This is a genomic window from Chamaesiphon sp. (assembly GCF_041737865.1).
Taxonomy (GTDB): domain Bacteria; phylum Cyanobacteriota; class Cyanobacteriia; order Cyanobacteriales; family Chamaesiphonaceae; genus Chamaesiphon.
The window spans coordinates 88,369-104,788 of sequence record NZ_JBGSQZ010000140.1; the positions used below are offsets into that span (position 1 = coordinate 88,369).

Below are 16,420 nucleotides of genomic sequence, written 5' to 3' on the forward strand. Positions count from 1 at the left end.
AAGTGGGCAAGTTCAGAGATAATTGATTTATCGGCGATAATTATCGGCGATATTTATCGGCAATAATTCAAAAGGTAAAGGGAACCCCTTATTTCTCGTTCTTTTTTTTGCTGAAAATACGCTCTAGAGGATTGCGGGGATCTTTGGGTCTAGCGATTAGGTTGCCTACCAGAATACCTACGTTAATTTTGAGCGTGGTTAGGTGTGTCAGGATAGACCCTTTATCACTTTGATGACCGATACTCCGAATTTCCCCGTACCTATTCCACAGCGTCTTATAAACCATGGGGATACCCACACCACTCCACAATTCCCTCAATTCATGAGACATCACATACAGCAAATTAAAACTCTGCTTGCTGTTAAGCTGCATCTCGGTAATTTTGGCGTGAATGTCTAACAGCATTGCCAACTGGTTAGGATAGTAGTCAATCTTGTCCGTGGTAGGATTCCGTACTCTAATTTCAGTACCTTGTTGAATCCCCACAGACCTATTCACATGTTCAAAACACGCCTCGATCATCTGGGGAATATCCGCCACTTTATCCCAACTATCTCTACCGTTTGAATTAGAGAGATGTGGAGTCAATCGCCCAAATTTGCCGAATGAATTTTTAGAATATGCCTGCCTGTCATATTGAAGATTGTCAAAAATTTGGCGTAAATATTTAGATTCCTCCAGTTGGCTATCAATCCTACCATCGTCATCAAACCTCAACCCTAGCACTCTGGCGATATTTTCTACATACCATCCAATATTAGTGATTCGGTTATCATTTTTCTTAATGCGATTGTTAACAAAAGTGTCTCTACCCAACGCCTTCCACACCGACACTAATTTAGGATTATTAAGAATATACCAATCTAGTTTGTGTTGAGCGGGAGTTTCGGGATTTTGCGCTGTCCCAGTGCCGATATTTTCTGGCGTCTCCAATAAATATTGGCTAGCATTTAACGCTGTGTGTATTTCAATTGTGCGCGGGGAATCCATAATTAATGTACCTATTCCTTCGGTTTGTGGTGCAATATGCCAGTCATAGGCGCGAACATCATCAACTATAAACATCGGATGCAATGGATCGGGATTGACATCAACATTACTTGCTAAGTTCGCATTGTTCCATACGTCATTATTTGCAGCTATTTTATGCAATTGTCTAGATACGGGAACAAGGCTCAAGGCAGGTAAAGTTGTGTTTCTAGCATCATATAACGTCATCCAATAATCGAATAAGCTAGTGATAGATTGAGGTAGCAGATCTATCCAGTCGTAAGCCCCTGCCACGGGTGGAATCTGCACAAGGTCAGCTAAAGTTTGTGGATCGTCGCTGTATAAAGTTCCCAGCACACAATCATTAATAGGTAGAGTGTAAGGAATATTTTTAATCAAAGAACACTTATAACTCATCCAGCAAATAGATTTTAAATCAGGTATTGATTCTAATTTATTTTGGCGGTAATAACTAAGGGTTATCTCTTTTGACACGGAAGGTATAACAATGGGATTTTCTGGGATGATTCGATTATCTAGGCTATACCCACTCACTAAATCTCGATAACAAGGCGCGTCAATAATTCTATTACCAGGAGATCCGTAAACATCGGCACGAACTACAAAAGCTTGCTCGTAGTAATCGCCCCACGCTGGATCGATTTGATAAGGCACATTAAGAGACAGCCACGATCCTTCGTTAGCTTGCCCACCCTGAAATTGAAAAGTTACGCCACTACCAACATATACCAGCAAATATACAATCTCAGTTGGAATCATATATAAATCGGTATACCCAGATTTTCGCAAGCTGTAAGCGTAACTACTATTTATATCTGTGTAAACAGTAGGGGCAACTATTCGACCTTGTAATTGTCCTAAATTGGTCAAATATTGAGCATGGTTACCACCGACAAAAGGAGTGATGTAAGCTTGGGCAACGTCGATATCAAGCCCTGGGTAGGTAACGGGAACCCCACCAGCTAAAACTTGATAATTCCCGATAAACTGGTTGGCATCTGTCGTTACTGGCATGATAATTAAGGGTGCGCAATTGCAATCGCAGTAAAATCACACAGAATATTCCCTAGTGGACTAGCAGCTTCTACCGCTAAAAAATGTTGAAAAATAACGTTTTGATTATCCGAGAAAATTAAATCAGTGCAATATAAATCGTGTATTTGATAGTTATCGTATTGCTGTAGATCTGGCTTTGGTACTGGTGGGGCATAAGGATCGGGATTCCCAAATTGGTCTATGAGGTAATCTGATATTGGTTGTGTCATATGAAAAAAAGTAGGGCTATAAACCCTACTTTAAATTTAGTTAACTTGAAACAAGCCGATTGTTAGCCTAGGGAAATCATACGATCCTACTGTTAGGTCGGATTGCGTATACCCATAATCTAGGTTGGCTTGATTTAGGTAATTTAATACAATTTCAACCGCCGCAACGCTAAACCAAGTAGAGCCAATTAATGGAATGCTTCTCCATGCTGGATCATTGGTGCCACTAAAAAATAGTGCTACATCTGCCTCAGAAATCGCATAAGGAATCTGTTCGTTGTTCCGACCGTTAGTAATCCAAGCTTCTTGCTCAACTACATCAAGAGCGATTGCTTGTGCTAGTACTTGTTCTGGTGTCATTACGGTAACAGTTACGTTGGTCATCTTATCCAGTTGCAATGAATCTGATAATGGATCGAACCCAGCCATCGGGGCCATCGTCACTGCGATCCGTTTGCAGCTAATCATTGAGCCGTTAACATTGCGAACAACATCAGCAATGGTATGAGTGCAAAGTAGAGCATTTTTATACAAGAATTGCTCTAGAGTATCTGTAGCAAGATCGACCCCAAAGTACGAATATCCACTAGTACCAATAGGCGTAGCTAGAGTATCCAGCCATGCTGTTGCTTGAAGATTGCTAGGGGTAATTTCCCCGATTACCAGCTTGTTAGACCCAGCCAGACCGACGTTTTGCGCTGTGGGTAGCTCTACTACTACCGTTAGCTCTGTAGCAGATTGGGTAATCGTAATTGCATCCTCGTAACCCTTGACCGCCACTACAGCGGGAACAGTGATTGCAGCAACAGCAGGGACAGCCACAATAGCAGGCACAGCAGCAACCGCCGCGCTAGCTGGTTTTGCTGAAATAGCGGGAATAGCGGTGCCGATTGGGTAGGCTGGACTGTTGAGGTAGAGTGCCCCAAAAGCATAGCCTACGGTATTCGCACTGGCTAAGACAGGCGCGCTAGCTGCTCTTGCAGGCTTAGCGGTTTGTGCTACTACAGCGGGTTTAGCCACTACAGCAGGGACAGCGTCCCGAACTTTGATCGCTGGACTGTTGGTGGATGCCGCTAGTAATACGTGTGCTGCATACCACAATTTTTGAGCTGGGTTCGTGAATCGGATTGATTGCTGTAGCGTTAGGTTGGATTTCATTTAGCTTTGCCATTGAATACCCGCTAATGTAGCATCATATCCATAGGTGTGCAATAGCTATATTTATATTTTTTAGCTATGGATTTTGATAGCAGAGATTTTAAGCAAGGATTTTTTGACATCTATAGAGGCGAAAAAAATAGATGTTGACCTTTGCTAGAGCGGATTATAGATTGATTGCATCGGGACAAAAACCCACACCGCAAACATTCCACTTAATCAAAATAAGCATTTAAAATCATGGCAGCAGCTTTTGGCAACACTAAGTATTCAGAGTTCGACGGCGGTGACAGCATTCTAGTTGGTACATCGTTACTATCCGCTACAAATCAGGCAATTACGAGATATGGTAAAGCCCTAGTTTCGTACAATGCAGCTAACGCCGCGCTGCCTTTGCCGCTTTTAGACACTCTTAACGACCCAGAGGCTTCACTACGTACCAACACATTTACCTTGTTAGCGACTAAATCTTACAACGTTGCTACCAGTAAATTTGAAAGCATGTTCGCCACTTATGTGGAACCTTACGCCAACTGGGTTGTCCCAACTACTGGGAATCTCGCGGGCTGTCCTTCACTTGCTGAAGCCGTGCATCTCCTAGTCCATGCCTGCAAACTCGCTTACGACTTGTTACAACCTAACATTTTCCTAGCAGATCCTTCTGGTTTGGTATCCATCACCGACAACTCGGACGGTGGTATTGAGCACTCGCTCCAGTATTTGATGATTGAAAACCTCGATCCTATCACTGGTGAGACAACTTACAAAATCAATGACCTTCTGACCATTGTTGACGAACAACAAGGGGTATAAGTGATTTATCGGCGATAATTATCGCCTATATTTATCGCCGATAATCTACTTTAGAGGTATGGTTTACGCTTTCCATAAAAAATAAAGCAGTGGTCGCTTACATGAATACTGTATATAGGTTACAAAATGGCAGAATTAGGATTAGTAGTAATTGATAATACCGCGCCCGATCCAGCGGCGGAATTAAAGATTAAAAGAGACGCGGCATTTGCTAAGTTAGAGGCTAGAAAAGAGAAGGCAAATGCAGCGGGCTTCAGCCAACAAAAGCGAAAGAATCAAGCCCGCAAAGCGCAAGACGGTGCAATTGCCGCCACCGCCGTTCGTAAATATACCGCTTTCTCCTATGTCACCAAACTGAAAGGCGCCCGCCTAGTTTATATGACTCCCAAAACTGCTACACAATGCGGTATTGAGTTGATGGATAAACCATTTGCAATCCTAACAACAAATGGAAGGTTGCTAGGTGCAAAACAAATCAGTGACATGAAATGTAAGAAAATTTACGTTTCATACGGACGACAATTCCAAGATCGGCGTACCGCCACCGCTGGTAAAAAAACTGGGCGAACCGGACGTAGCCGCGCTCTAACTAAGGCGTTAGTGCAAAAATTCATTACAGTTAACGTGCCTCTGGATGCCAGTAATCTAGATATCCTAGGCTGGATCGCTACGTGGAAAAAAACACCGCAATTAGTGAAGATCGGACAACAGCTGTTTCCGCTAAGAGACAAAGCAGCAATCGCAGCTAGATAACAATGAACAATGACTGGCAACAATCTATCACTCGATCCTGTAGGGGTAATGCCAGTTATAAGTTTGAGGGTAAGGTGTTTGATTCGGACGTTTTGCGGCTAAAGATTGAAATATTTTTAGCTAATAAAGCAATTCAGACTCAAATACTTTCCCCTACTTTAACGGTGGTTTATAACGAGAATATTGATGATGACGTATTTGCCCTTAATATTGGTGACACTAAACCATCCCTCACTCTAATTGAAAACATTAAACCTTACCCGTTCAGTGTGCGATTAGATAATCCGAATAAATCACCAATTACCGCCTTACTGCAACTACCCAAACCTGCTAAGAAAATAAGCAAGATGTCAATTTATAACTCTTTAGATATCACTCCAATTGTGACCGCCGTGGTCGAGACAGGGACACCTGTGCCTAGAGTATTTCCAATTATTTCTAAGTCCAATGTGTTGATGAATCCTCAAGAGTTTTATCAATGTGTAGCTGCCAACGAATCAAACACTGGGATTATCCTTACCTCGGTCGTTGACGCGCCTGTCCACATTTGGTTAACTGAAAGCGAACCACCATCGTTTCCTTTTGATGTCTTTGGGACTAGTGAATGGTTCTCTGTATCTGGCTACAGTTATGCGATGACAGGGCTAAATAGTGTGGTCGAAATTCCCCGTGAGTTTGCGAGTTGTGCTGTGTGGGCAATCTCTAGCGCGTCCGCTGAATTGTCCGTAGTGGTTACCACTAATGGAGTTTTGACCCCACCAATGCCATCCTATATTGAGGCACCAACTCAGCCAATTGATAGTAGCGTAGCCGTATAACTCTACTATTTGATTTATCGGCGATAAATATAGGCGATAATTATCGCCGATAATTATTTTATCTCAGTTCACACTCCTTCCAATGTTTGAAAATTTTAAATCTATTCCGATTGACAAGCTGATAGTTCTCTCTATTTCAGGTGTAAATATTCTCGCCACTGGGTACGTTTTTAATCGTCCCAACTTAGAGGATAAGCTATTTGAACTATACACTGGATCGGTAATCGGCTTGTATAGTGGACGAGTGTTGCAGCAGAGATCGGAATCGAATTATCCACCAAGTAAACGAGAGAATGAAAGAGACGGGAACCTATGAAATACTCAGACGATCCAGCGACGGTTTTGCTACCAACACGAAAGCTATCTCGCAATGTTCACTTAGCATCAATTCTAGTCATTCTCTGCCTGTCCACCGCCTCGGTACAATCGATTAAATTAGCGATGACCGAATGGATTCAGCCAGTGCTGGCAGATGTATTGCGTTAGATTGCATTAATAAAATAAACCCCTACAGCCATTTAAGGTTATAGGGGTTTATTTTTGTAGCTTTATTTACTGGTTGCCATTGACTATCTCCCTTAAAATGCACTCGATTGTATACTCTTGGACTCCGAATCTACGCGCAATATCAGCGATTGAATTACCTTCAAGCCATAAGTTGTATAGTGATTCAATCAGTCTTTTTTGCCAGTGTTCGCTTACGTTTGTTTCTGTTAGTTTCACTTGTAAAATACTCTCTCAGCAATTGTTCTATTTCTTCGTAGTCAACATCATAATCAACAGATAATGAACCTAACGAATCACCAACCAACTCTAAACACATCTGATTTCTAATCTTCCTCCACTAATTCAATTAAATCAACAATTTCATCTAATAAATCATTCATCTTACTTGCCATTGTGTCATCCACACCTTCCAACTGGAAAGTAGTTTCAATCAATGACTCTACCAGTTTCAATTGGTCAATTGTCAAATACAAGCCGTGTTTAATCATTGTTAATTCTCTCCACTGCAAATAGCTCATTTACTTGTTTAGTTTTGCCTAACACTTCACAATAGGCAATTGCCGCTTTGCGGGTAACAAACAGCCCCTTAGTGTGTCGGTCTAGTTTCAACAATTCATCTGTAAAAAACTTAACTACTCTCCATCGATAATGACTCATTACATTAATGCCTCTCTAATGATGTATTCGATGTCTAACATGGGTATCTTATAAAGTTCGGTAAGTGAGTACATTGATTCCCCGTCTATAAAATCCCTTATTATTCTCGCTTTCCAATAAGCTGATAAAACATGACATATACTCATTCACGCAACATCCCGTAACCGTTATTCAATAGCAAAGCTAGCTCTTTTAATTCCCGTCGTAAACCCGTATGATTTGGGTCGCTGTTTGTTATGGCTGTTTGAATGCGAGTTTCTAACTCATCAATTTGAACAAGAATATAATCTCGCTCAGCTTTAAATCCCGTCAACAATTCATCATTTTTAATTGTCACGTTTCTCCCAAGTGCCCTTAATTAATCGATATCCCATCCCTTTCATGATGTCCGCTAGTTGTGGAGTGGTAAGGAGTGTGTCTAGATGCCCTTCTTTTTTCAACATCTCCAAGTGTCCATTTAACTTTTTCCCACTGAACATAATCGGTCTACCGTGCATTACGGAGGCGTTAATTTCCAGGTCGATGAATGCCTTAATTTCCCGAATAGTGGATGATTCCATATACTCGCGCTTCAATCCAATCCACTCCCAATACTTACCCACACATTCAATCGCTTCATCTGTGCCACTCCACACCCCAGTAGAGCAACCAGCAGCAAGTAGGGCACCTGATATTGCTGAATGGTGCGAGTGGAAGGGTAGCTTATTTTTAGATGCTCGATTTTCCAGGACGCGATAGCAGCGTGAAAAGTCATCACAATTACTATCTTCATGCCAAAAATCTTTTAGCTTAGAATGTAAACCACCCCAGCCAATAGAGTCTGGATTGAGGACACTGGCATTTCTCATTGCTATGGTTCGGATTGTCAGCATCCGCCGCCTCAACTCGCTAAATTCCGGTATCGAATCGAACGGGGTGACACTGCTAAATCCCCTTCCACCATAAACTCTAAACTCGATGTTCTTGCCTTCCTTATCAGCGATTTTAATAGTGTCCGCACCACGTTTATACCCAGCTTTAAGCAGAGCATAGAGGTAGGGGTTTAGCGTAAATTGATTCGGTAAAAGGTCGTCAAAAACTACGCCATGCACCACTTTCTCGTAAGCTGAATTTTCAGGATCTTCAAACTTGAAAGCTTTGATATCGTTGCGTAACGCCACCCCAGTTGTGTTGCTAGTGAGGATAGTTTTCAAATTCCAAACTACCTGTAACAATTGTAAAATCTGAGTTTTGCCAGACCCAGACGCTCCGTTACAAAATAGGATAGGGATAGTGTTAGTAAGCGCGGTAGGAACTGACATATACGCCGCTATTACGGGCACTTGCAGCTCTGCCTCTGGCAACAATACCAGTTGGTTTAGAATTGATTCCAAGAGCTTGCCAACGGGTAGAGAAGCGTCGAACAGCGATTGCCATGAATCTTGAGAGTCTAAGCGAAAATGGGTGAAATCCTTGTATTTTGGCGCGCTAGCGACGCGATACTTTTCAAGGTTGGCAGCATATTCGGTATCGTACGGAAGCCGCCGCGCCTTATCACACAGCGTATCAATAGCCTTATCTAACAATGCAATTTTAGCAGTCGAGACGGGACTAGGAGTGCTAGACAAATCTGATTTCAATACTTTGTAGCTCGCCTTAATCTCTGCCTCTGTAGCGGTGGTGGGTAGTGACAACAGTTGATAATAGTCGGTAAATTCTAGTTCGTTCATATTGCCGATAAGTGGGGTATGCTTTCAGATAAAATGATTATCGGCGATAAATATAGGCGATAATTATCGCCGATAAATCAAATGGTCTATCGAAGGATCGTTTTAATGAAGTCGTTAAACGTCATTCCCTGATCTACCCCTACTTCTTTGCTAATAGTGTTAATCGCCATAAAGCCTTCCAATAAATCCGCTGCATTTTTAATTTCACCTAGACTTTTAATGTAGGCAACGCGATCTGCGATAATCTCCACTTGCTTTTGTCCACCGCCACCGCCGTATCCTTTCCCACCGCCGGAACTTTTGGGAGCATCTCCTAAAGTGAACTCTCCTGTAAAGACATTTAATCCAAAGAATTTAACGCCTAGCCGATTCAAATCACCCTCGCCAGTGGATGCGAAAGCCAAAATATCAGGGCTTGCAGGTGCTATATCAATCTCACCGGACAGTTTAGCTGGTAGCTCAATTTTGGATTGTTCCACAAACCGCATCAATGCTTGAGTGGCATACAATATTTCTTTCTCTTTAGTTTCAGTTGCAAAAGTAAAATTGATTTTCATTGGATATTTATCCTTTGGAATGTCAATCCATTTTTCATCAACTTTCATTTTGATACCAACTGATGACGTGACATTAGCATATAAATTCAATCCTCCCTTATCATTTTTGCTTAACAAAGCTTGGTCAAAGTAAATGGTAAATGATTCCGCCTTGCTATAATAGCTCGAAAAAATACCGCCATTGTCATTAAGTAAGATTGCCATTTTGTCCTTCTGTCCTTTAGTAATTTAATTCGATTAATTTAGCAATCAGATCCCGCTCTCTAATCACCATTTTGTTACAGACCGCGCTTCTTAATATTGCGGGTACGGTTACATCACCGTTAGCCGTAACTATCAATGTGCGACTAAATTCGTCTGGTTGATGATATTCGAGCATCTGTAGCCGTAGTAAGAAACTATCAGTGCATAAACCTTTAGCCTCAATGTTTAGGTGTCCTAGTGATGGATTGGATTTGGAGTAGATACGAAAGTCAACACACCAATTGATGGGAGGAAAGTTCGCGGTTTTAGGCTTCACTAATAAATTCCGCTGTCTTAATATTTGTAAGGGAATTGCAAGCAAAGAACGATACACCCTCATCTCTAGTAATGATGCAAAATAAATTGCATGAGCATCATTTCTATCACATTCCATCCCACTGTATTGATTCACCCAAACTTGAGTAGAGTGATTAGTTTGGATTCTGGTCATTTACCATCTCCCAAACCTTTTCAATGATTGTGAGAAATTTATCCTTTTGCACATAACGAGCAAAACTGAATAGGGTAGAGGATAACTTATACATTGCATACTCGCTGTTATACGAAACTTTGTATAGGCGCGGTGTTTCGTGGTGTTTGGCTCCCTTTGGTTTTGCCTCCTTAATTGCTACATACCCATTATCTGAAAACATATCTGGATGTACTGGTTGATTGTTCCATCCTTTCCCCAATTCTTTCCAATCCACTTGGTCTAGTTCGTTTTCCATTTTTTATACAATGTGGATTGCGTGAGGGATGATATCGATAATTAAATCGTAATTGAAGGAATAGAAAGATTGACGTTCTAAAGCATCCTCGTAAGAATTGCAAACCTCAACAGCAGTGTTACCGCAATAAAGTAGGTAGCAGCTTAATGTGCTTTTAACTACTTGCTTAGACATCAAATCCGCAATTACATTTTCGTCCTCTTTCGTTAACTGCAAGCCATCAATAAAAGGTTCTCGCACCACTTGCAACTGTTTTAACTGCAAATATTTTACCGCCATTGCAATCTTGTCTAAATTAATACTCATCTCTGTTTATTTTGATTGGTGGATGGTGGATGGTGAATGCGGTTAGTGACTTCCCGCGATAATGATGGTTAGACACCTAAACCATCATCTTGACTGTCATAGCTTTCGACAGTTTCGTATTCAGTCATGGTTATGTCAGATTGGACAATCACCGCTTTAGCTTTGCGTCCGCGCTTTTTAGCTTCCTTAACTACGGGATTTTGAATGGCTTCCAAGCGTTCGGGCGAAAATTGTTTAGCTAGCATAATCTCGATGGGAGTGTAGCCGTAAAATTCAAGGCGTTTCCCGATTGCATTATCAGTTAGTTTTGGGTTAGCGAGTGCAGCACCTTGCATTAAACCAATTGCAAAGTCTAGGCGATCTGATGCGATTGTTAGGGTAATGTTTGACATTTTGTTAGTGATAGGGTGAATTTTTGGACACGCTGAAGCTTTGCTATTGAAATAATCAATAATCTGGTTTACAAACCAATTCTTATTTAACTAAAGATTCGATGCGAAGCTGGGTAGTGCGTTGTTCGACTTGTTGGATGATGGCAATGGATAACGTGGTGCTAATAACCATCATTAATATCCATAGAATCATTTGAACGGGTAATAGATTTTTTTGCATTGCAGACAGTAGCGAGTGCTAATGGATAATCGAGTTTGTTTAACTTGTCGAGTAGATTCTAGAATAGCGATTGAGTGATGACAGCGATAATAAAAAGTAAGCCAGATAGTTTTATGCTTTTTCTTTGGTTTCTGTTTCACCGTTCATTAATTGCGTAATTGCTAATTCTCGAACGAGGGAAGAGTGAGAGCGAATACCCTTAGTTGCTGATGCTTTGAGAATCGCAGATGTTAACGATTCATATTCCCCTTCGGTAAAGGAGACGTAAACCCGTTTTGTTAATTCTCTGGATCTTCTGGCTGGCTGAATAGTTTCGTCGATGATTGGTGGAGTGATGTTTGACATTATGATTTTGGATAATGCCCAAACCCTCGCAGCAAAATTAACTACGTGATAGTAGTAACAGGATTGGAGTAAAACAGCACAATTGCGCTAAGTGTAAATACTCAATCGGTTCGACCGAACCTGTAATTAAGAATGCTTTGATAGAATGGGAATATGTATTTTTTGTGTTTGACTGTCTCGGTTTTCCGTGGCGGTCATTTTTTTATCGACTCTCGACTGCCAACTGCTCAAACCCATCTGGGAGGCGGTGGCTGTGTCGTTTGTTTCGATGCAATCAATCTAACACTGTGGCTTTGTGAGAGTCAATCAGTGAGACTACGGACACGCTGAATATCGCAAAACTGTTACACTGACTACGCTCTAGCTGTTGCCTGTAACATTTGGTAGCGATTTATACCGTAGGATCGCCGTATGGTAAGGGGTAGGGGACGCAAGGGGCAATGGAAGCCGCCTCCGTTAGCATGGTTTCTGTAACTTATTCTTACACCTACAATCACATGGCAGTCACACAGTGAGGCTGTAACTGTTGCCTAGTATGGACAAAAAAATAACCCTTGAAGATTATCTCTCCAAAAGCTATGTAATTTATTTTCAAGTCTAACTGATGGTGTCAGCGAGGCTTAGTGACAGTGTGTATGGGGTTGATGCCTGTAGCTGATATGTCGCAAATCGCTGATTGCACCTGCTAAAAATGGCCAGCGTCGGACTCGAACCGACACGCTTTCGCGGATGATTTTGAGTCAACTGCGTCTACCAATTCCGCCAGCCAGCCGTATTTATAGCTTGCTTATCATAACGCATATTGGGGTTGTTTAGCAAGGACTGATAATTATCAGTTTGTGACCAGAGATCGATCTCCTTTGCCCGCAACACGGGGACGGGATGGCTGAGTTGTGAGGTTTGGGTGGTTGTAAGCATTTTGCCAAAATCGGTACTCCCGATCGCCTCATAGTCACGAGCCTGAGCCAAAAACGCATCGACATTCAGCAGTGGTGCCAGCAGTGGGGAACCACCAGAAAGTTTCATCAGGACGGAGATGACTGTCTGGGGATCTTGACTGACGAGCAGAGCCGCGCGATCGCAACTAAACTCGGCACAGCGTAACCATTGTAACATCTGTGCTTGCAGATTTTGGGCGATCGCATTGCCGACCCCAGGCAATAATCCGCCTGTGGCGAGGACGATAATATTGGCGAGGGTAAGGTAGACGCCATGTTCGCACTTGAGATGCCCCAATTCATGGGCGAGTACCGCCTGGAGTTCTTCAGGGGTGAGTAGATCTACCAGTGAGGTATGGACGACAATAAATGGTTTTTTACCCCGTACTGCCATCGTGTAGGCATTTGGAGCTGGATGCTGTTTGAGGTAGAGTTGGGGTACTTCCAGATCGAGGATCTGACAGGCTTCAACCAGTAATTTGTGAATGTGGGGTAGTTGCTGTTCGCCAATCAGTACACTGGCGGCAATATTATTTAGATATAAAAAGTCTTCGGTGACACCACCGAGTAAATTGCGAACCAATAGATCCAAGCCTGGGAGTCTCCGCAGGCTGGTAGTTGCTTCCAAGTCTAGGGGGTGGCGAAACCTGTCGGCTTGTAAGCCAATTAATTGAGTCTTAGTGTTTAACATATTTAGAGATGATGAATGATAGCTTGGGAATTCTGTCACCCAGATCGGCGTTCACAATTCACGAGGCGTACTGATGAATAATCGAAATATTAGTCTGCAAATATCAACTTTTCGATCCGTTTGAGACTTGCCCAGTCAGGTTTGCGGGCAAATCCATCCTGAAAATTGGCGACTACTTGTTCGCGAACTTCTGGAGCAGCCTCAACGAGACTTTTTGCCATCTCAATATGTTCGCGGACTCCAGATTGTTTGGTTTCGAGCATCGCTGCGGCGAGATTGATTCGCGTTTGGGCATCGAAGGGATCGATTTTCATCGATTTCTGAGCGGCTTTGATCGCCAGTTGGGGCTTATCTTCGAGCAGGTACAACCAGGCTAAACACGTCCAAGCACTATCAAGTTTTGGCGATCGATTACAAATATCTACGAAAATCGGTAATAGCTGTGCCGGACTTTTCTCACCAGCCTGATAGTCCTTAATCGCGTTGTCAAATAATTCAGCAGGAGCGATCGTTTCAGCCATAAGAGTTGAGAGATGGGAGATGAAAGTTGAGAGATGAAAGTTGGGACTGGATCGCCACAGAGCGATCTGCTAACTGTTCCAATCCCTAAAGCCTGCAAGGTTGCGCTGTCTTGTCGTTTTTTTATTCGGGGGGAACCCTAGACATAAAAACGCCGCTGTCTTGAAAAGGTGCTTCACTTGGGCAAAGCCCAAGAACGCACTTTTCGCTAAACCGTCGGGGAACAAAGGCGGGCGCGCATCCGCTAAAACCTAAAACCTAAAGCCTTCCTAAACTGCAAAAGACTTACCACAGCCACAGCTTTGAGCGGCATTGGGGTTGGTGAATTGGAAACCACCACCGATCATGGCATCGCTGTAGTCTAGGACTAAACCGTAGACATAGAGCATACTCTTGCGATCGCAGACTAGCTTGAAACCGCTATAGTCGCAGATTTCGTCATCAGCGCGGATTTGACTGGGATCTTCAAAATCCATGACATAGGACATTCCCGAACAACCACCTTGGCGGACGCCGACGCGCAAGCAGAGATCCTTATCTTGTTTGGCTCGCAGTGCTAGTACATGCGTCAGCGCATTGTCAGTCATTTGGATGCTGGGGGGTTTGGCTGTAATTACTTCAGTCATGACCTTCGATCGACTCCTAGTAAACAATCTAGTGGAAAATTTGAGATGTTAAATAAATCGCATCTTTAATCTATGTTAACTTCTCTAGCCAGAAAGGTCATGACTACAGATTAACGAATAAGATCGGGATGGCAGCGATGCTAACTTAGTATGAAGATATATTTCAGATTTTAGCGGATATGGCGTAAATAACTAGTGGCGACTTATCGTGGCAATGCTGTGGCAATTTTGGTAACAAGCCGCTGTGGCGATTACCTAACGGTAGGCTACGCCAACGCGTCTCGATCGACCGTCGCCAGATTAGCTCTACATTTTCCGCTGACGCTAAGGTTTCTAGGTGCAATTTGATTATGACAGCGATTAGTCCTTCCACTCAGCGACGGCTTCAACAACTCCCTCAAGTTCCCAGCGTCTGGGAGGGAGACAGACGATATGTAGCGCAGTTGATGGCAGAAGCGGAATTAGCAGATGACGAGCGACGGGAATCGATCGTCTGGGTAGACGGGGTGGAATGTGTCGTGCGCTCGATGGAAGTAGTCAACCAGACGATGGGGATCGAAGCGATCGTCAGGACGCTGATCAAAGCGATGGAAGCACCACAACCGCCCTCCCAGCCAGCACGTCCCGAGAAAATTATCGTCCGCGATCGCCAGTTACAATTTTACCTGCGGGGCGTACTGCAAGAATTAGACATCATCGTCGATTATGTGCCCCAATTGCCAGTGATCGACGAATTATTCAATCGCTTTGCCCAGATGGCTGGCGCACGCGCCCCCAAATTGCCGCGCAAATATCTCGATTTGCTCAGGGCAACCGCTCGTGAAATTTGGGAGCTAGCTCCATGGTCGCTGCTAGCTGATTATGAAGCAATCTCGATCGAGTTAAATCAGTGGGATATCGAAAAATTCTACGTCTCAGTGATGGGGATGCTGGGAATGGAGTATGGGGTATTGCTATATCGATCGGTCGATTCCCTCAAAAGGTTTCGGGCGATGGCTCTCAATGAAGACGAAGGGACTCAGATGGAGTCAGCCTTTTTAGCTCAAGATTGTATCTTCGTGACTTTCGACGCCCTCGCGCCAGATCGCGATCGCGATCTGGATGCCTTGTCGGCGGCGGAGATCGTGCCCAACTTCGGGAACATTCACCCAATGGAGGGGATGCGCCCCTTCCTGTACGAGGCAGAAGCGATCGCGACTCAAATCGCCTTAGCGGCACTCAAGGGGTTTATCACCGCTTTTGGGCAGCAATTACAAGCAGACGATCTGCCGAGCCTGAGCACTGAGATCGAAGTTCAGAACCCCGATCTCGATCGGATCGAGCAGATATATGTCGAAACACTCCCCGAACTCTCCCAAGAGTTGCTCCAGATGCACTTGGCGATGAGCGGCGATGATGAGTTCGATCCATCAGAGTTACAAATTCGCGAAGACTTGATCCCGCATAACTCATTTATCAGCTTGGGGATGATGCCCTGGGATCGAGTCGAAACAATTCGGCAGTCAGCAACTTATCATCAAACCAGTGAAGTCAGACAAGCTGGGGAAGGATTGCCAATTATCCTGATCCAAACCACCCGCCCCAAAGCTCGCGAAATCATCGAGCGGATTCAACAAGCTGGCGGCTTACAGGGGATTTGCTTCAATCCAGGCGAAGATCCGATCGCGGGCGATAGCTTTGACTTGGGTATTCTCCAGTTGGCTGATGGGGAAATGCAGCTATTTGGCGAGTTTCATCATGAAAGTGCCGTCCATATCGAAGCTCGCAAAAAGTGGCACCAACGCAGCAAAAAAACTCAGGGCTATTGCGGGTTGCTCGTCGCTCAAGGGCTGACAGGTAAAGCGCGGGGCAATCCTGGCATCCGCGAGACGATCGCCTTTCTCGAAACCAAATCCCTATCGAATGACGATCTGGGACTGGGGACGTTACAATTGACGCCTCATTTTGAGTAAGCCGAGAGTTGCAGTTGAGCCAGCAAAATGGGGAGGATTAGCTCTCAAGTCTAGAATGCTGTATATTGGCAGATGTTTGAGATGGCGATCGGTTGACGGTACGATCGTGGGTGTGTAATGGCGTCAATGCTATCGCTCAGGATCGGCAAAAAATCTCGAAATCACGGCGATGGAGTGTGAATTTGAGTCGATCGCATGGGAAGTATAGAGA

The 16,420-nt window shown here is 43.6% G+C and carries 22 protein-coding genes and 1 tRNA gene; 7 read left to right on the forward strand and 16 right to left on the reverse strand.

Translation table 11 applies throughout. The annotated features are described in order from the left end of the window. Positions 1 to 88 precede the first annotated feature (88 nt). Positions 89 to 2,026 (reverse strand): hypothetical protein, encoded by a 1,938-nt coding sequence (locus ACEW9J_RS10310; RefSeq protein WP_373545029.1) that lies wholly within the window; start codon positions 2,024 to 2,026, stop codon positions 89 to 91. A gap of 287 nt (positions 2,027 to 2,313) precedes the next feature. Continuing rightward, positions 2,314 to 3,435 carry a hypothetical protein gene (locus ACEW9J_RS10315; RefSeq protein WP_373545030.1) on the reverse strand — a complete coding sequence of 374 codons (1,122 nt, stop codon included), beginning with the start codon at positions 3,433 to 3,435 and terminating at the stop codon, positions 2,314 to 2,316. Between the two features lie 240 nt (positions 3,436 to 3,675). Between ACEW9J_RS10315 and ACEW9J_RS10320 the strand changes: the two genes are divergently transcribed. From ACEW9J_RS10320 to ACEW9J_RS10335, 4 genes are all read left to right on the forward strand, one after another. Beyond that, complete coding sequence (locus tag ACEW9J_RS10320) at positions 3,676 to 4,248, forward strand: hypothetical protein (RefSeq protein WP_373545031.1); 573 nt, start codon at positions 3,676 to 3,678, stop codon at positions 4,246 to 4,248. A 126-nt stretch (positions 4,249 to 4,374) separates the two neighbouring features. Further along, entirely contained in the window at positions 4,375 to 5,001 is a 627-nt protein-coding gene (locus tag ACEW9J_RS10325) for a hypothetical protein (RefSeq protein WP_373545032.1), read from the forward strand. 2 nt (positions 5,002 to 5,003) lie between these two features. Then, complete coding sequence (locus tag ACEW9J_RS10330; protein WP_373545033.1) at positions 5,004 to 5,819, forward strand: hypothetical protein; 816 nt, start codon at positions 5,004 to 5,006, stop codon at positions 5,817 to 5,819. 312 nt (positions 5,820 to 6,131) lie between these two features. Continuing rightward, entirely contained in the window at positions 6,132 to 6,305 is a 174-nt protein-coding gene (locus tag ACEW9J_RS10335; RefSeq protein WP_373545034.1) for a hypothetical protein, read from the forward strand. Positions 6,306 to 6,649: 344 nt separating this feature from the next. Here the strand turns inward: ACEW9J_RS10335 and ACEW9J_RS10340 are convergent, their stop codons facing one another. From ACEW9J_RS10340 to ACEW9J_RS10405, 14 genes are all read right to left on the reverse strand, one after another. Continuing rightward, entirely contained in the window at positions 6,650 to 6,844 is a 195-nt protein-coding gene (locus ACEW9J_RS10340) for a hypothetical protein (protein WP_373545035.1), read from the reverse strand. Between the two features lie 281 nt (positions 6,845 to 7,125). Beyond that, on the reverse strand, positions 7,126 to 7,320 hold the full coding sequence (locus ACEW9J_RS10345; protein WP_373545036.1) for a hypothetical protein: 195 nt from the start codon (positions 7,318 to 7,320) through the stop codon (positions 7,126 to 7,128). Then, positions 7,310 to 8,692, reverse strand: coding sequence for a J domain-containing protein (locus tag ACEW9J_RS10350; protein ID WP_373545037.1), 1,383 nt, complete (start codon positions 8,690 to 8,692; stop codon positions 7,310 to 7,312). Before ACEW9J_RS10350 ends, ACEW9J_RS10345 begins: the two co-directional genes overlap by 11 nt. A gap of 86 nt (positions 8,693 to 8,778) precedes the next feature. Next, positions 8,779 to 9,453 (reverse strand): hypothetical protein, encoded by a 675-nt coding sequence (locus ACEW9J_RS10355; RefSeq protein ID WP_373545038.1) that lies wholly within the window; start codon positions 9,451 to 9,453, stop codon positions 8,779 to 8,781. 16 nt (positions 9,454 to 9,469) lie between these two features. Continuing rightward, positions 9,470 to 9,943: a hypothetical protein gene (locus ACEW9J_RS10360; protein WP_373545039.1), complete on the reverse strand. Its 474-nt coding sequence runs from the start codon at positions 9,941 to 9,943 to the stop codon at positions 9,470 to 9,472. Further along, positions 9,924 to 10,220 (reverse strand): hypothetical protein, encoded by a 297-nt coding sequence (locus tag ACEW9J_RS10365; protein ID WP_373545040.1) that lies wholly within the window; start codon positions 10,218 to 10,220, stop codon positions 9,924 to 9,926. The genes ACEW9J_RS10360 and ACEW9J_RS10365 overlap by 20 nt, the downstream gene beginning before the upstream one ends. A 3-nt stretch (positions 10,221 to 10,223) precedes the next feature. After that, positions 10,224 to 10,526 carry a hypothetical protein gene (locus ACEW9J_RS10370; protein WP_373545041.1) on the reverse strand — a complete coding sequence of 101 codons (303 nt, stop codon included), beginning with the start codon at positions 10,524 to 10,526 and terminating at the stop codon, positions 10,224 to 10,226. A 68-nt stretch (positions 10,527 to 10,594) separates the two neighbouring features. Beyond that, positions 10,595 to 10,918 carry a hypothetical protein gene (locus ACEW9J_RS10375; protein WP_373545042.1) on the reverse strand — a complete coding sequence of 108 codons (324 nt, stop codon included), beginning with the start codon at positions 10,916 to 10,918 and terminating at the stop codon, positions 10,595 to 10,597. Positions 10,919 to 11,000: 82 nt separating this feature from the next. After that, a complete protein-coding gene (locus ACEW9J_RS10380; RefSeq protein ID WP_373545043.1) occupies positions 11,001 to 11,138 on the reverse strand; it encodes a hypothetical protein in 138 nt (45 codons plus the stop codon). A gap of 111 nt (positions 11,139 to 11,249) precedes the next feature. Then, positions 11,250 to 11,483 carry a hypothetical protein gene (locus ACEW9J_RS10385; protein ID WP_373545044.1) on the reverse strand — a complete coding sequence of 78 codons (234 nt, stop codon included), beginning with the start codon at positions 11,481 to 11,483 and terminating at the stop codon, positions 11,250 to 11,252. Between the two features lie 692 nt (positions 11,484 to 12,175). Next, positions 12,176 to 12,255 (reverse strand) — tRNA-Leu (locus ACEW9J_RS10390). Then, positions 12,234 to 13,112: a M48 family metallopeptidase gene (locus ACEW9J_RS10395; RefSeq protein ID WP_373545045.1), complete on the reverse strand. Its 879-nt coding sequence runs from the start codon at positions 13,110 to 13,112 to the stop codon at positions 12,234 to 12,236. Before ACEW9J_RS10395 ends, ACEW9J_RS10390 begins: the two co-directional genes overlap by 22 nt. A gap of 89 nt (positions 13,113 to 13,201) precedes the next feature. Next, positions 13,202 to 13,633 carry a hypothetical protein gene (locus ACEW9J_RS10400; protein ID WP_373545046.1) on the reverse strand — a complete coding sequence of 144 codons (432 nt, stop codon included), beginning with the start codon at positions 13,631 to 13,633 and terminating at the stop codon, positions 13,202 to 13,204. A 267-nt stretch (positions 13,634 to 13,900) separates the two neighbouring features. After that, entirely contained in the window at positions 13,901 to 14,257 is a 357-nt protein-coding gene (locus ACEW9J_RS10405; protein ID WP_373545047.1) for a HesB/IscA family protein, read from the reverse strand. 195 nt (positions 14,258 to 14,452) lie between these two features. Between ACEW9J_RS10405 and ACEW9J_RS10410 the strand changes: the two genes are divergently transcribed. From ACEW9J_RS10410 to ACEW9J_RS10420, 3 genes are read left to right on the forward strand one after another with little or no spacing between them, the layout of a single operon-like run. Next, positions 14,453 to 14,605: a hypothetical protein gene (locus ACEW9J_RS10410; RefSeq protein WP_373545048.1), complete on the forward strand. Its 153-nt coding sequence runs from the start codon at positions 14,453 to 14,455 to the stop codon at positions 14,603 to 14,605. A 2-nt stretch (positions 14,606 to 14,607) separates the two neighbouring features. Then, on the forward strand, positions 14,608 to 16,209 hold the full coding sequence (locus tag ACEW9J_RS10415; RefSeq protein ID WP_373545049.1) for a hypothetical protein: 1,602 nt from the start codon (positions 14,608 to 14,610) through the stop codon (positions 16,207 to 16,209). Beyond that, positions 16,202 to 16,327 (forward strand): hypothetical protein, encoded by a 126-nt coding sequence (locus ACEW9J_RS10420; RefSeq protein ID WP_373545050.1) that lies wholly within the window; start codon positions 16,202 to 16,204, stop codon positions 16,325 to 16,327. Before ACEW9J_RS10415 ends, ACEW9J_RS10420 begins: the two co-directional genes overlap by 8 nt. Positions 16,328 to 16,420: the final 93 nt, after the last annotated feature.

What these genes read in the sequence shown, in the direction of transcription:
- ACEW9J_RS10385 (WP_373545044.1), bottom strand. Translation starts at nt 11,483, where the DNA reads ATGTCAAACATCACTCCACCAATCATCGACGAAACTATTCAGCCAGCC.
- ACEW9J_RS10355 (WP_373545038.1), bottom strand. Translation starts at nt 9,453, where the DNA reads ATGGCAATCTTACTTAATGACAATGGCGGTATTTTTTCGAGCTATTAT.
- ACEW9J_RS10395 (WP_373545045.1), bottom strand. Translation starts at nt 13,112, where the DNA reads ATGTTAAACACTAAGACTCAATTAATTGGCTTACAAGCCGACAGGTTT.
- ACEW9J_RS10325 (WP_373545032.1), top strand. Translation starts at nt 4,375, where the DNA reads ATGGCAGAATTAGGATTAGTAGTAATTGATAATACCGCGCCCGATCCA.
- ACEW9J_RS10405 (WP_373545047.1), bottom strand. Translation starts at nt 14,257, where the DNA reads ATGACTGAAGTAATTACAGCCAAACCCCCCAGCATCCAAATGACTGAC.
- ACEW9J_RS10340 (WP_373545035.1), bottom strand. Translation starts at nt 6,844, where the DNA reads ATGAGCTATTTGCAGTGGAGAGAATTAACAATGATTAAACACGGCTTG.
- ACEW9J_RS10350 (WP_373545037.1), bottom strand. Translation starts at nt 8,692, where the DNA reads ATGAACGAACTAGAATTTACCGACTATTATCAACTGTTGTCACTACCC.
- ACEW9J_RS10370 (WP_373545041.1), bottom strand. Translation starts at nt 10,526, where the DNA reads ATGAGTATTAATTTAGACAAGATTGCAATGGCGGTAAAATATTTGCAG.
- ACEW9J_RS10335 (WP_373545034.1), top strand. Translation starts at nt 6,132, where the DNA reads ATGAAATACTCAGACGATCCAGCGACGGTTTTGCTACCAACACGAAAG.
- ACEW9J_RS10365 (WP_373545040.1), bottom strand. Translation starts at nt 10,220, where the DNA reads ATGGAAAACGAACTAGACCAAGTGGATTGGAAAGAATTGGGGAAAGGA.
- ACEW9J_RS10360 (WP_373545039.1), bottom strand. Translation starts at nt 9,943, where the DNA reads ATGACCAGAATCCAAACTAATCACTCTACTCAAGTTTGGGTGAATCAA.
- ACEW9J_RS10380 (WP_373545043.1), bottom strand. Translation starts at nt 11,138, where the DNA reads ATGCAAAAAAATCTATTACCCGTTCAAATGATTCTATGGATATTAATG.
- ACEW9J_RS10375 (WP_373545042.1), bottom strand. Translation starts at nt 10,918, where the DNA reads ATGTCAAACATTACCCTAACAATCGCATCAGATCGCCTAGACTTTGCA.
- ACEW9J_RS10310 (WP_373545029.1), bottom strand. Translation starts at nt 2,026, where the DNA reads ATGCCAGTAACGACAGATGCCAACCAGTTTATCGGGAATTATCAAGTT.
- ACEW9J_RS10400 (WP_373545046.1), bottom strand. Translation starts at nt 13,633, where the DNA reads ATGGCTGAAACGATCGCTCCTGCTGAATTATTTGACAACGCGATTAAG.
- ACEW9J_RS10320 (WP_373545031.1), top strand. Translation starts at nt 3,676, where the DNA reads ATGGCAGCAGCTTTTGGCAACACTAAGTATTCAGAGTTCGACGGCGGT.
- ACEW9J_RS10415 (WP_373545049.1), top strand. Translation starts at nt 14,608, where the DNA reads ATGACAGCGATTAGTCCTTCCACTCAGCGACGGCTTCAACAACTCCCT.
- ACEW9J_RS10315 (WP_373545030.1), bottom strand. Translation starts at nt 3,435, where the DNA reads ATGAAATCCAACCTAACGCTACAGCAATCAATCCGATTCACGAACCCA.
- ACEW9J_RS10330 (WP_373545033.1), top strand. Translation starts at nt 5,004, where the DNA reads ATGAACAATGACTGGCAACAATCTATCACTCGATCCTGTAGGGGTAAT.